This window comes from Haloparvum alkalitolerans (assembly GCF_050122995.1).
GTDB classification, from domain to species: Archaea; Halobacteriota; Halobacteria; order Halobacteriales; family Haloferacaceae; genus Haloparvum; species Haloparvum alkalitolerans.
The window spans coordinates 161,988-174,100 of sequence record NZ_JBNLIA010000005.1; the positions used below are offsets into that span (position 1 = coordinate 161,988).

Sequence of the window (12,113 nt, forward strand, 5' to 3'; positions counted from 1 at the left end):
GAACCGAGCGGGATGACGACCCGGGATCGGAGTGGTCGTCAGTGTGCGTCGAGTCGGGGTCGGTCGAGCGAGATCACTCCGCAGTGGCCGCTCGCTCGGTGCGTTTCACTCGGAGCGAGGAGATCGCGGTGTAGAGGATCGCGAACGCGACGACGACCGCCGCACCGATGACGAGCACCAGCCCGACCAGTTCGAGGGTCGGGCTCCCGATGTAGGAACCGATCTCGCCGATACCGACCGCTACGGCGCCGATCAGGAGCATCCCGCCGAAGTAGATCTTGATCCCGTCCGCGTCGACGACGGCGGTCGCGGCGGACCCGACACGCGCACCGAGTGCGCTCCCGAACAGCAGCGGGACGACGATCCCGAGGTTCACGCCCCCGCCCTGTCCGTAGAGGTAGCTCCCGAGACCGCCGGAGAAGACGATCTCGAAGAGGTCCGTTCCGACCGCGACCGGCACCGGGACGCCGATCGCGTAGATCATCGCCGGCATCCGGATGAAGCCGCCACCGACCCCGAGAAAGCCCGACAGGAGGCCGGTCGCGAAGGCGACGGCCGTGATGACCCACGCGGAGACGCGGACGTCGCCGCGGAGCGTCACCATCGGCGGGATCCGGACGGTCCGCTGGATCGTTTTCGCGATCTCGGGGATCTCGTACTCGCTGAGGTCCTGATCGGTCGCTTCGTGGTCGATCCCACCGCCACCGTCGCCGTTCAGGGCGTCGCGAGTCACCATCGCCCCGACGCCGCCGAGCAGGACGACGTAGGCGACGCTGATGATCCCGCCGGCGAGTCCCAGCGACTCGAGGTAGTAGACGCTCGCGCGGCCGGCCTCGATCCCGATGGTCGTCCCGGTGATCATTATCGCGCCGAGCTTGTAGTCGACCTGCCCGAGGTCGTGGTGTTTCAGGGTCGCGATGACCGCCGTCCCGAAGACGAACGCCATCCCGCTCCCGACCGCGACCGGCGCCGGGTAATCCAGCATCAGCAGGGCCGGCGTCACGAGGAACGACCCGCCCATGCCGAAGAACCCGAACAGTACCCCGACGACGAGGCCGAACCCGACGAACAGCGCCAGCATCTCGGGACTCGTCCCGGCGATGCCGAGTCCGTCGAGGAGGCTATCGAGCATCCGCATCACCTCCGACCACGAGTCGCATGAGATGGGGTCCGAAGAGTCGTTCGAGCCCGCCGTAGCCCACGTACAACACGATCGCTTCGAGGAGGATCGTGCCGATAAGCACGGCCGTCTCCGGGTCCCACGTGGGGATCTCTAGTCCTGCCATCGATTCTCCCTCCGACAGTCGAGTGCGGAAATTCGCTGTTGGAACATTTCTGCTCAACACCCCCTACCCGCCTTGTGCCTATAACGGTTTTGGGGTTACTGTACAATACTATATCCGGATAACCTCGGCCGGAGTACCGATAACTTATCGAGAACGTATCGTACCGATCCGCTCCAGGATCCACCTGCTGGTCGTTCACTTCCACGTTTCACGTTCACCGGCTACTGACGGTGGGCGCGCGCGAGGAACGCGCGCGAGGGAGGGCGCGGGCCGGCCGCCTGCGTACGGTGCTGTTTCGCGGCCGGCCCGCGGCCGAGGCTGGGGAGGGGCGAGGCTGCGGTGCGGTCGCGGTGCGGTCGCGGTGCGGTCGCGGTGCGGTCGCGGTGCGGGAGTGGGACTTTCTGTGTGTCGTCGTTCCGAGTAACAGGATCAGCGACCGAGACAGACTCAAAAATGCGCCGTACCGAGCGCGGCTTGGGCTTTCGTACTGGATGCCACCACTCGACCGCACCGACTTCGTCACCACTCGCTGTCGAAACCCCTTGAGAACGTCTGCGAGCCTCAGAAAACCGGCCGAAGCGACCCGTCAGTCTCCCGTGCCGGCCCGACCATCCCCGGACGGCGCGGGTGCGGGCGGCTCGTGCGTCCCGAACTCGGGATGCGTTTCCTCCATCCACACGTACACCACGCCGCCGGAGAGGAACATCAGGGCCGCGGTCAGGTAGAACGCGGCGGCCGCGCTCACGAGCTCCATCGAGAGCCCGATCAGGACCGCGCCGACGGCGTAGCCGGAATCACGCCACATCCGGTAGACGCCCATCCCCGCCGAGCGCCACGTCGGGTGCGCGGCGTCGCTGGGGACCGTCATCAGGTTCGGGTATAGAAGCGCCATCCCGAGCCCGGAGACGCCGGCCAGCACGGCCCACGGGAGGTACCCCTCGACGAGCACCATCCCGAGGACGCCAGCACCGGCGAGGAACATCCCCCAGATCACCGGTGAACGGCGACCGATGCGGTCCGCGAGGCCGCCGGTCGCGATCTGGAGGAAGTACATCGCGCTGTGGACGCCCACGACGACCCCCACCGCCGCGATGCCGAGCCCCTGACTCGTCAGGTACAGCGGGACGGCGATCCAGAACAGCGTGTCGACGAAGTTCTCGACGTGGCCGGCCTGCGCCGCCGCGAACAGCGTCCGGTCGCCGTAGGTCGCCCGCTTCAGCACCTCCTCGAACGGCAGGTTCGCGTCGTGGTCGTCGTCGTCGCCCTCGGCCCGCGCGTACTGGACGGTCTCCGCGATCAGGAAGACGGAGATGAGCAGCGCCAGCACGACGACGGCGCCGAGGAAGTAGAACGGCTCGGGCCGCAATCCCCACTGGCCGGCGATGACGCCGGTGACCCACGCGCCGACGGCGACGCCGGTGTAGCCGAACGCCTCGTCGATACCGACCGCGAGGCCGCGCTGGTCGGGCCCCGCGAGGTCGATCTTCGCGTTGATCGCCATGCTCCAGGTCAACGCCTGGTTGATCCCCAGCAGGACGTTCCCGACGGTGATCCAGCCCCAACTCGGGGCGAAGATGAGGATGACCGGCAGCGGGAGGGCCGTCACCCACCCGGCGACGAGCACGGGCTTGCGGCCGTACTCCTCGCCCCACTTGCCGGCGTAGAGGTTGAGGATCGACTTCACGATGCCGAAGGAGACGACGAACGAGCCGATCACGAGGAACGACTCGACGCCGAGGGCCTCCTCCCCGAGCACCGGGACGACGGTTCGCTCGGAGCCGATGGTCAGTCCGGTCGCGAAGACGAGCAGGACGTGCAGCGAGAACTGTCCGAGGTGTTCGCGGATGCCTTGTCTGAGTTCAGTTGTCGTACTCATTGGTGATGAAGTTCTGTTGGTCCAGCGTCACAGCGTGAGGAACGCGGCGCCGTACGCGAGCGCGAACGAGAGGCCGAACGACCCGGCCCACGCCCCCACGGTCATGAGGATCTTTCGCGCGTCCACTGCCGCTCGACCGCCGACCGCGGCGCCGCTTCCGATGATGGCGCTGACGACGATCTCGTTGAACGAGACGGGGACCCCGAGCAGCACGGCCAGCTGTGCGATCAGGAACGACGGCACGAGCGCCGAGATGGAGCGCCGCGGCCCGAGCGACGAGTAGTCCTGCGCCAGCGACTTGATCATCCGCGGCGCGCCCGTCCACGAGCCGACGAGCATCCCCAAACCGCCCCCGACGAGCACTGCGAACGTCGACACCACCTCGACCTCCTCGAGCAGCGGGAGCAGCGGCCCGACGGCGAGACCGACCTGGCTCCCGCCCGCGGAGAACGCCACGAGCGACCCGAGCGCGAGCAACACGCGCCGCAGCCCGCCGCGTTCATCGCGGCTGATGTCCCACCAGACGACAGTGGCGACGGCCAGCGCCGCGAAGCCGGTTATCCCGACCGCCGAGGGAGTCCCGTCGATAGCCAGCATCTGCTGTCCGAGACCGCGGAGGGTCCCGGAGGCGCTCCCCTCGCCCAGGAAGCTGAACTGGACGTTCACGAGGGCGCCCCCGACGAGGCCGGCCAGAGCGGGAACGCTGTACCGCTCGGGAACGCCGGGACGCGGGAGGACGCTCGCGATGGCGAACGCGATGCCACCGCCGACGAACGGCGTCAGCACCCAGACGGCGGCGATCTGTCGGTACTTCGGCCAGACCGGCGTCCCGCCGAGCGCGAGGCCGACGCCGATGACCGCGCCGGTCACGGTGAACGCGGTCGCGATCGGATAGCCGGTCGTGATGCCGACCGCCATCAGCCCCGCGCCCAACACGAGCACGAGGATGACCCCGGCGACGGGCAGGCTGATGCCGCCGACGAGGCCGCTGCCGACGGCTTCCGAGACGCTGCCGCCCTGCGTGACGGCACCGACGAAGCCGAACACGCCGACGAGGAAGGCGGCGCGCATGGTCCCGATGGCGTTCGCGCCGACGGCGGGGGCGTACGGCGTGGCGCCGCTGGAGCCGGCGCCGATGACCCACGCCATGAACAGGCTGGCGAGCGCTGCACCGACGAAGAGGGCGAGGAGAGCGAGGTCCATTCGTGAGTCAGTCCGCGCCCGTTACGGCGGAGTCACGCGCCTGGCTGCGGCTTCGCCAGTATCCCTGGGCGTACGCGCCGAGGAACATCCCGGCGAGCGCCCAGAGGATCGCGATGTTGCCGGTGCCGAGGCTCGCGTACGCCGCGCCCGGACAGATGCCGGAGAGCCCCCAGCCGACGCCGAAGACGGCGCCGCCGACCAGGACGTTCCGGTCGAACGGCTTCAGGCGCCGCTCGTATGGGTCGCCCGTCAGGGGCGCGGCGTCCCGGATCCGTGGCAGCAGGGCGAACGCGATCCCGGAGACGATGGCGGCCCCGAACATCACGAACGGGAGGCCGAGGTCCTCGAACTGGAGGAAGTTCAGCACGACCTCCGGTCGCGCCATGTGGCTGAACCCGAGCCCGAACCCGAAGACGAGGCCGCCGACGAAGACCAGCGGCTTGAACAGCGGATGTCTGTCCGCCATTACGGGCTCACCCCCAGCGCGGCGACGACCTGTGCGGTGCCGATCGCGACGGTCAGGAACGTCACCACGCCGACCAGCGACGTCTTCGAGGCCGATCCGACGCCACAGACGCCGTGGCCGGACGTACACCCCTTACCGATCCGGGTGCCGATGCCGACCAGGACGCCGCCGACGAACAGCCGCCACGGCTGAACGTCGGTCGTCCACAGCGTCACGCCGGCGACCTCGTAGAGCTGCCCGGTCGTTCCGGGCTCGTACAGCGAGCTCGCGACCAGCCCGGACTGGAACGTCGCCGCGAACGCCAGGCCGCCGAGGACGATGCCGGCCGTGAACACGAGCCGCCAGTCCCGGGAGCCGACGTACTGCTGGAAGCGGGACTGGTCGGAGACGTACGACAGCGTCGACTCCAGGAACGTGCTCGCCCCGGCCGGGATCCCCGTCCCGACGTAGATCAGGACGGTCCCGAGGCCGACGAGCAGTCCGCCGACGGCGTAGCGACTGATCCCGTTGGGGAAGAGGTCGGCGGCCGCCTGGAGCAGTACTGGGTCAGTGACCATCGGCGTCGTTAGTCACCCGCGAGCGAGTCCTGGCTGGCGGCGCAGTTGTTCGGCCCGAGCTCCAGGGTGAACGCTTCCTCGTCGCCGACGGCGTTCTGGCCGAGGTTCGTCGCGATGATCTCCTCGTAGTTGGCCGGTCGCGGGGGCATGTCCGAGAGGATCAGGTCGACGAACTCCCCTTCGTCCATCGTGAGCGCGTCCATCCCCTCGACGAGCTCGCCGATCGGCGCGGTGTAGGTGCCGTCGGCGGCGGGCTCGGCGGCGTCGCTGAAGTGGGCGCCCCCGATCAGCGTGTCGTCGGGCAGCGTCAGGACGCGCTCCTGGAGCGACTCGTAGAGCGTGCGGGCGGCGTCGGGCGCGCCGTCGTCCCCTTCCTCGAGGTCGGGGCGGGCGACGCTCTCGACGAACAGCCCGTCGCCGGTCGCGAGCAGGCTCCCGTCGACGAGGTACGAGGTCATCCCGGTCGTGTGGCCGGGCGTGGAGACGGCCTCGATGGTGGCGTCACCGACGGCGAAGGTGTCGCCGTCCGCCGCGGTCATCAGGTCGTCTGCGTACGTAATGCCGCGGTCGACCGCGGCCTCGGGAATGACGCCCTCGACGCCCTCCGCGTCGATGTCGCGAACGCCCGAGATGTGGTCGGCGTGGACGTGGGTATCGAACGCGTACCGCAGGTCGACGCCGAGATCGGCGGCGTCCGCGAGGTAGCGGTCGGTGAACGCCCGCAGCGGGTCGATGATCGCGGCCTCCCCGTCGTCGTAGAGGAGGTAGCCGAGACAGCCCGAGGAGGGGCGCTGGTACTGGACGAGCGTCCCGGCGCCGTCGTAGCGCTCGACCTCGACGGCCTCGTAGATGCTCGCCCAGCCGTTCATGCCGTCCTCGAGGTGGTTCACCTCGTAGCCGCGTTCCGCGAGCGCGCCCGCGACGAACTCGCTGGCGCCGCCCTTCGCGCACAGGACGGTCACCTCGCGGTCGTCGGGGATCCGGTCGAGGACGTCCTCGTCGATCTCGTCCTCGAGGAACTCGAAGTACGGAGCGTTGATCGACGTGACGTTCGCACCGTCGATGTGCCACTCCTCGTAGTCGGATTGCATGCGCGCGTCGAGGAGCGTCACGTCCTCGCCGGCGTCGATACGGTCTTTGAGCGATTCGGGGTCGACGGATTCCACGTCGACGTCCGGAGTCGGGAAGTCGTCGGCGTTCATGTTGTGCAGTCGCTTCTACCGGATGGACGTACAAAAGAGTTTGCATAGTAATCCACATTCTAAACAATACTATCTGGGCTGATACTCCGAAATGAGCCATCAAAAACCCCCAGTTAGCGGGTTTTGGCGGGTTCTGTGGCATTTCTCGGGCATACAATAGTTGGTGGTGTTCACAAGAATCGACAATCTTTTACTTGGGCAGGGGGTATTGTGCGATAGCTCCAATACAGACTAACGGAGCAGATAACCAATGAGTGCTGAATTCGACATCACCGAGACGCTCGACGTGAAAGGCGCATCGTGTCCCATGCCAGTGGTGAAGACGAAGGCCGCCATCGACGGTCTCGCCGAGGGCGAGGTTCTCGAAGTGCTGGCGACTGACCCCGGCAGTATGAGCGACATCGACGGCTGGGCCGCCGGCACCGCGGGCGTCGAGCTCGTCGACCAGGAGGAGGGCGACGACGTGTACAGACACTACGTCCGCAAGACGGCGTAACGATGAGTACGGACACATCCGAGGCGCCGGCCGACGACGCGCCGGCCGACGACGCGCCGGCCGACGACCCGCCGTCGCGTGCGGAGCTGGCCGCGCGCGTCGACGAACTCGAGGACGCGCTCGCCGAGGCCGAGGGCGAGGACGGCAAGAAGATGAGCATCATCGCGACGAAGGGGACGCTCGACATGGCGTACCCGCCGCTCATCCTCGCCAGCACCGCGGCCGCGTTCGGCTACGAGGTCACCGTCTTCCACACGTTCTGGGGGCTGGAGATCCTCCACGAGGAGCGCTCGAAGAGCCTCAAGCTGAGCTCCGTCGGCAACCCCAACATGCCGGTGCCGAACGCCGTCGCCGCGCTCCCCGGGATGGACCGCGTGACGACGAAGATGATGGAGAAGAAGATCGCGGACAACGACACCGCCACCATCGAGGAACTCATCGAGACGAGCCTCGAGATGGGCGTCGAGTTCCAGGCCTGTCAGATGACCATCGACCTGATGGACTACGACGAGGACGACTTCTACGACGGCGTCACTGCGGGCGTCGGCGCGGCGACCGCGCTCCAGGACATGGCTGACGCCGACATTCAGCTGCTCGTCTGATCGCTGCCGCCCGACTTCACGGATCCCATTTCTCGCGCCGGCGATGCTGCCACGGGGCGAACGGCGAGAGACCGCCGACGCTCGAGGCACCGCTAACCAGGGGTTCCGACCCGTGGGCACCGGATCCGGGCCTCGAGAACTCGCCGGTATCTGTCCTCGGGAGTCGCCGGCATCTGTCCTCGGACTCGACGGCCGATCGGCGTCCTGCCGGCTGCGCATCCGAAGAGACTTTGTTCTGTAAACACAATACAACACACGAATGACTCTCCCTATCGACCCGACCCAGATCGACCCCGCGGACATCGGCGAAGAGCGGGCGACGCTCGACATGAGCCACGAGGACGCCGTCGAGCACGTCCGCGACGTGTTCACCGACGCCGGCTTCGGCGTCCCCGTCGAGTTCTCGCCCTCCGAGATGCTCAACGAGAAGGTCGACGCGGGCCGCGACCCCTACTACGTGCTCGGCGCGTGCAACCCCGAGGTCGCCGACCGCGCCCTCGACGCGACGGACAACAAACTCGGCGCGCTCATGGCCTGCAACGTCGTCATCTGGGAGGAGGAACCCGGAACGCAGGTCGTCTACCACGTCTCCATCATGCGGATCGCCCGCCTGGTGGGGATGGCGCCCGACGACGAGGAGATGGCGGACATCGTCGCCGACACCGGCGAACTCGTCGACGAGGCGTTCTCGAACCTCTAACATGGGGTACCACACGTTCGACGCCGACCGCGCCGACAAGCTCGAGGACGCCCGGCAGCGGTACCGGTTCCTCTCGGCGGAGGAACTCCTCTGGGCGCTCTCGCCGGACGGCGACGAAACGGTCGCGGACCTCGGAAGCGGGACCGGGTTCTACACCGACGACGTCGCGCCGACCGTCGACCACGTGTCCGCGGTCGACGTCCAGGACGCGATGCACGACTACTACCGGGAGAAGGGCGTCCCCGAGAACGTCGACCTCGTGACGAGCGGCGTCGCCGACCTCCCGTTCGAGACGGGCAGTCTCGACGCCGCGTTCTCGACGATGACCTACCACGAGTTCGCGGACGACGCGGCGCTGACCGAGATCGCTCGCGTGCTCGCTCCGGGCGCGACGTTCGTCGTCGCCGATTGGGCGGCGTCCGGCCGCGGCACCCACGGTCCGCCCGTCGATGAGCGATTCTCCCTCACCGAGGCCGCGAGCGCGCTTCGCCAGCACGGGTTCGACGTCCGGTTCGAGGCGGAACGACCGGAGACGTTCCTCCTGGTCGCTCACACCGAGTGAGCCGCCCGGCGGCCGGGACCCGGTCCAAATACTGATTACGGTGACGTGTCCACCTTCAGGAAAGCATGCCCGAGAAACAGCCGCGCTCCGACTGGAACCTCTCCGAGCGGGACACGATCATCCTCCAGGAGCTCGCGCGGGACCCCCAGCTCACCTCTCGGGGGCTCCGCGACCTGCTCGCCGAGGAGCACGACATCGACGTCTCACACGTCACGGTCAACGAGTCGATCCGCCGAATGCGCGAGGACGGCGTGTTCCGCGAGGCGCTGGTCCCCAACGAGGAGCACCTCTTCTTCTCGCTGTTCGAGTTCCAGTTCAATCCCGAGGGGTTCGACGAGCACTGGCGGGAGGCGCTCGAACACGTCCGGTCGAGCCGGCACACGTTCATGTACTTCCTCTCCGACGGCGACTACCAGTGGAAGACGATCATGATGTTCGAGAACCGCGAACAGGAGTCGAAGTGGATCCACGAGTTCTACAAGGAGCACGGCGAACTCATCAACAACCTCCGCAACTCCGTCGTGACGAACGTCCTCAAGTTCGGGACCGACCCCGAGCTGTTCGAGGTGTTTCAGGAGGACGGCGACGGCGAGTGACCGCCGCCGTCGCCCGCCCGCTCACCCGGCCTCGGGACGGCCCTCACGACCGGTCTCGCCGACTCAGTCGAACTCGCCGAACCGCGTGACCGCCTCCAGCTCCTCACTCGGCGGGTCCTCGAACGCGTCGCGGGCGATCGACCGTCGGTGGACCTCGTCGGCGCCGTCGACGAGCCGGAACTGGCGGACGTTCTCGTGGAAGCGTGCGATGGGGAGGTCGTACGCGATCCCGTTGCCGCCACAGAACTGGAGCGCGTCGTCGATCGCTTCCTGCGTCACGTTCGCCGCGAACGTCTTCGCCATCGCCACCTCGATGCGCGCCTCGTGGCCGTCGGCGATCCGCCCGGCCGCGTGTCGGACCATCGTCCGTGCGGCGTGGAGTTCGGTGCGGCGGTCGGCGATCCGGAACCGCGGCCCCTGCTTCTCGGAGAGCGGTTCGCCGAACCCCTCGCGCTCGGAGAGGTAGGCGGTCGCGATGTCGAGCGCGCGGTCGGCCATCCCGGCGTACCGCATGCAGTGCGTGAGCCGGGCCGGCCCGAGCCGCTGTTGCACGAGCGTGAACCCCTCGTTCTCCTCGCCGAGCGTGTTCTCGACCGGGACGCGAACGTCGTCGAACCGGATCTCGGCGTGGGTCGTCCCGACCAGTCCCTCGCCGAGGTGCGGGATGTTGCGGACGATCTCGACGCCGTCGGCGTCGGTCGGGACGAGAATGACCGAGCAGCCGGCGTACGGATGCGCCTCTTGGTCGGTTCGGGCGAACGTCAACAGCACGTCCGCGTCGACGCCGCCGGTCGTCCACCACTTGTGGCCGTCGATGACCCACTCGTCGCCGTCCTTCTCCGCGGTCGTCGCCAGCATCTTCGGGTCAGACCCGCCGCCCTGCATGGGCTCGGTCATCGCGAAGCCCGAGTTCATCTCGCCGGCCGCCAGCGGCCGGAGCCAGCGCTCCTTCTGTGCCTCCGTGCCCGCGATCTCGAAGGTGTGCATGTTGCCCTCGTCGGGCGCCGCACAGCGGAGCGCGGTCGGTCCGAGCAGGCTGCGGCCCGCCTCCTCGAACACCGGCAGCATCTCGCGGAAGCCGAGTCCGAGCCCGCCGTACTCCTCCGAGACCTGGGGGGCGTAGATCCCCCGCTCGCGTGCGGCGTCGCGCAGCGCCTCGATCTCCGGCGCCGGGAGCGGTCCCCGACCGAGCCACTCGCGTTCGACCGGGAGCACCGTCTCGTCGACGAACTCCCTGACGGCCTCGGCGACCTCCGGCCCCCGCCCGATGTCGTCGTACTCCATGCCCGACCTTATTTAGCAATGTAAATAGTCGTTCCGGACGAACGCCCCAAAAGGCTATAAATACCGACGATGACCACTCTTGTATCGCGGATCAATTTACAATGTTAGTCGAACATCCCCTAGACGGTGAAAGCCGTTCGGATGGAGGTCGATCGGTCCCGGACCGATCCGGAACCGACCACCCGGGGGTGGTCCGGGCGTGAGCGATCCGGACTTCCTCGATCGGTTGGTCGACGACGATGCACTTCGGGCGTATCTGGCGGCCGAGTTCGGGCCGGCGGACACGTTCAGCGTCGAGCGGCACGCCGAGGGGCACTCGAACGAGACGCTGTTCGTCACGTGGGGGGACCGCGAACTGGTGATCCGACGGCCGCCGCCGGGCGAGACGGCCGACACGGCCCACGACGTGCTCCGCGAACACCGCGTCGTCGACGCGCTCGGCGACACCGACGTTCCCGTTCCGAGGACGCTCCGCGCCTGCGACGACCACTCGGTCCTCGGCAGCGACTTCTACCTCATGGAGCGCACCGAGGGCGACGTGCTCAGAGAGACCGAGCCGGAGCGGTTCGCGGACCCGGCCGCACGCGAGCGGATCGGGACCGAGCTCGTCGACACGCTGGCGGCGATCCACGCGGTCGACCGCGAGGCGGTCGGGCTCGGCGAGTTCGGTCGCCCCGCGGGGTACACGGCCCGACAGGTCGAGCGGTGGACGGGCCAACTCGAGTGGGCGTTCGAGACGACGACCGCGGTCCGAGACGTCCCCGACCTGGTCGCCGTCGGCGAGTGGCTCGCGGACAACGTCCCCGACGAGCACCCCGAGACGCTCGTTCACGGCGACTTCAAGCTCGACAACGTGATGTACGGCCCCGGCACGCCGCCGGAGGTCGTCGCCGTCTTCGACTGGGAGCTGTCGACGCTCGGGGACCCCCTGGCCGACCTCGGATGGCTGCTCCTCTTCTGGTACGACGAGGGCGATCCGGACCCGGCGATGCCCGACCTGATGTCGACGTTCACCGCACGGGAGGGGTACCCGACCCGCGCGGAGCTGATCGACCGGTACGAGACGACGACCGGCCGCGAGTTCGCTCACGAGCGGTTCTACCGGGCGCTCGCGGCCTACAAGATGGCCGCGCTCGGTGAGATGTTCCTCGCGCGGCACCTGAACGACGACAGCGACGACCCGCTGTACCCCAAAATGGAGGCGCAGGTGCCCACGCTCGCGGCGCGGACGCTGGCGTACGTCGAGGGCGAGACCGAGCGGCTGTAGCGACGAGCGCCCGGAC

The 12,113-nt window shown here is 68.2% G+C and carries 14 protein-coding genes; 6 read left to right on the forward strand and 8 right to left on the reverse strand.

Going from position 1 to position 12,113, the window contains the following annotated elements; genetic code table 11:
- Window positions 1-73 precede the first annotated feature (73 nt).
- The 7 genes from ACQE3L_RS07990 to ACQE3L_RS08020 form a co-directional block, all read right to left on the reverse strand.
- Window positions 74-1,132, reverse strand: coding sequence for a sulfite exporter TauE/SafE family protein (locus ACQE3L_RS07990; RefSeq protein WP_426963290.1), 1,059 nt, complete (start codon window positions 1,130-1,132; stop codon window positions 74-76).
- On the reverse strand, window positions 1,122-1,286 hold the full coding sequence (locus tag ACQE3L_RS07995; RefSeq protein WP_426963291.1) for a DUF7512 family protein: 165 nt from the start codon (window positions 1,284-1,286) through the stop codon (window positions 1,122-1,124). Before ACQE3L_RS07995 ends, ACQE3L_RS07990 begins: the two co-directional genes overlap by 11 nt.
- 586 nt (window positions 1,287-1,872) lie before the next feature.
- A complete protein-coding gene (locus ACQE3L_RS08000; protein WP_426963292.1) occupies window positions 1,873-3,162 on the reverse strand; it encodes an MFS transporter in 1,290 nt (429 codons plus the stop codon).
- Window positions 3,163-3,189: 27 nt separating this feature from the next.
- On the reverse strand, window positions 3,190-4,365 hold the full coding sequence (locus ACQE3L_RS08005; protein WP_426963294.1) for an inorganic phosphate transporter: 1,176 nt from the start codon (window positions 4,363-4,365) through the stop codon (window positions 3,190-3,192).
- Window positions 4,366-4,372: 7 nt separating this feature from the next.
- Entirely contained in the window at window positions 4,373-4,831 is a 459-nt protein-coding gene (locus ACQE3L_RS08010) for a YeeE/YedE family protein (RefSeq protein ID WP_426963295.1), read from the reverse strand.
- Window positions 4,831-5,388, reverse strand: coding sequence for a YeeE/YedE family protein (locus ACQE3L_RS08015; protein ID WP_426963296.1), 558 nt, complete (start codon window positions 5,386-5,388; stop codon window positions 4,831-4,833). The genes ACQE3L_RS08010 and ACQE3L_RS08015 overlap by 1 nt, the downstream gene beginning before the upstream one ends.
- Window positions 5,389-5,396: 8 nt before the next feature.
- Window positions 5,397-6,590 (reverse strand): MBL fold metallo-hydrolase, encoded by a 1,194-nt coding sequence (locus ACQE3L_RS08020; RefSeq protein ID WP_426963297.1) that lies wholly within the window; start codon window positions 6,588-6,590, stop codon window positions 5,397-5,399.
- Between the two features lie 250 nt (window positions 6,591-6,840).
- On the opposite strand from ACQE3L_RS08020, the gene ACQE3L_RS08025 reads away from it, so the two are divergent.
- From ACQE3L_RS08025 to ACQE3L_RS08045, 5 genes are all read left to right on the forward strand, one after another.
- Complete coding sequence (locus ACQE3L_RS08025) at window positions 6,841-7,086, forward strand: sulfurtransferase TusA family protein (RefSeq protein ID WP_426963298.1); 246 nt, start codon at window positions 6,841-6,843, stop codon at window positions 7,084-7,086.
- A gap of 2 nt (window positions 7,087-7,088) precedes the next feature.
- The gene (locus ACQE3L_RS08030) at window positions 7,089-7,688 is read left to right on the forward strand and encodes a DsrE/DsrF/DrsH-like family protein (RefSeq protein WP_426963299.1); all 600 of its coding nucleotides are present in this window, start codon (window positions 7,089-7,091) and stop codon (window positions 7,686-7,688) included.
- Between the two features lie 259 nt (window positions 7,689-7,947).
- Window positions 7,948-8,388, forward strand: coding sequence for a DUF302 domain-containing protein (locus tag ACQE3L_RS08035; RefSeq protein WP_426963300.1), 441 nt, complete (start codon window positions 7,948-7,950; stop codon window positions 8,386-8,388).
- Window position 8,389: 1 nt separating this feature from the next.
- Window positions 8,390-8,950, forward strand: coding sequence for a class I SAM-dependent methyltransferase (locus ACQE3L_RS08040; RefSeq protein ID WP_426963301.1), 561 nt, complete (start codon window positions 8,390-8,392; stop codon window positions 8,948-8,950).
- A gap of 65 nt (window positions 8,951-9,015) precedes the next feature.
- Window positions 9,016-9,546, forward strand: coding sequence for a winged helix-turn-helix domain-containing protein (locus ACQE3L_RS08045; RefSeq protein ID WP_426963302.1), 531 nt, complete (start codon window positions 9,016-9,018; stop codon window positions 9,544-9,546).
- Window positions 9,547-9,609: 63 nt separating this feature from the next.
- On the opposite strand, the gene ACQE3L_RS08050 is transcribed toward ACQE3L_RS08045, so the two are convergent.
- Window positions 9,610-10,830, reverse strand: coding sequence for an acyl-CoA dehydrogenase family protein (locus ACQE3L_RS08050; RefSeq protein WP_426963303.1), 1,221 nt, complete (start codon window positions 10,828-10,830; stop codon window positions 9,610-9,612).
- Window positions 10,831-11,029: 199 nt separating this feature from the next.
- Here ACQE3L_RS08050 and ACQE3L_RS08055 point away from each other — a divergent pair, with 199 nt between their 5' ends.
- On the forward strand, window positions 11,030-12,097 hold the full coding sequence (locus tag ACQE3L_RS08055; protein ID WP_426963304.1) for a phosphotransferase family protein: 1,068 nt from the start codon (window positions 11,030-11,032) through the stop codon (window positions 12,095-12,097).
- The last annotated feature ends 16 nt before the right edge of the window (window positions 12,098-12,113 follow it).

Excerpts from the sequence above, each read along its gene's own strand:
- ACQE3L_RS07990 (WP_426963290.1), bottom strand. The coding sequence starts at position 1,132 with ATGCTCGATAGCCTCCTCGACGGACTCGGCATCGCCGGGACGAGTCCC.
- ACQE3L_RS07995 (WP_426963291.1), bottom strand. The coding sequence starts at position 1,286 with ATGGCAGGACTAGAGATCCCCACGTGGGACCCGGAGACGGCCGTGCTT.
- ACQE3L_RS08000 (WP_426963292.1), bottom strand. The coding sequence starts at position 3,162 with ATGAGTACGACAACTGAACTCAGACAAGGCATCCGCGAACACCTCGGA.
- ACQE3L_RS08005 (WP_426963294.1), bottom strand. The coding sequence starts at position 4,365 with ATGGACCTCGCTCTCCTCGCCCTCTTCGTCGGTGCAGCGCTCGCCAGC.
- ACQE3L_RS08010 (WP_426963295.1), bottom strand. The coding sequence starts at position 4,831 with ATGGCGGACAGACATCCGCTGTTCAAGCCGCTGGTCTTCGTCGGCGGC.
- ACQE3L_RS08015 (WP_426963296.1), bottom strand. The coding sequence starts at position 5,388 with ATGGTCACTGACCCAGTACTGCTCCAGGCGGCCGCCGACCTCTTCCCC.
- ACQE3L_RS08020 (WP_426963297.1), bottom strand. The coding sequence starts at position 6,590 with ATGAACGCCGACGACTTCCCGACTCCGGACGTCGACGTGGAATCCGTC.
- ACQE3L_RS08025 (WP_426963298.1), top strand. The coding sequence starts at position 6,841 with ATGAGTGCTGAATTCGACATCACCGAGACGCTCGACGTGAAAGGCGCA.
- ACQE3L_RS08030 (WP_426963299.1), top strand. The coding sequence starts at position 7,089 with ATGAGTACGGACACATCCGAGGCGCCGGCCGACGACGCGCCGGCCGAC.
- ACQE3L_RS08035 (WP_426963300.1), top strand. The coding sequence starts at position 7,948 with ATGACTCTCCCTATCGACCCGACCCAGATCGACCCCGCGGACATCGGC.
- ACQE3L_RS08040 (WP_426963301.1), top strand. The coding sequence starts at position 8,390 with ATGGGGTACCACACGTTCGACGCCGACCGCGCCGACAAGCTCGAGGAC.
- ACQE3L_RS08045 (WP_426963302.1), top strand. The coding sequence starts at position 9,016 with ATGCCCGAGAAACAGCCGCGCTCCGACTGGAACCTCTCCGAGCGGGAC.
- ACQE3L_RS08050 (WP_426963303.1), bottom strand. The coding sequence starts at position 10,830 with ATGGAGTACGACGACATCGGGCGGGGGCCGGAGGTCGCCGAGGCCGTC.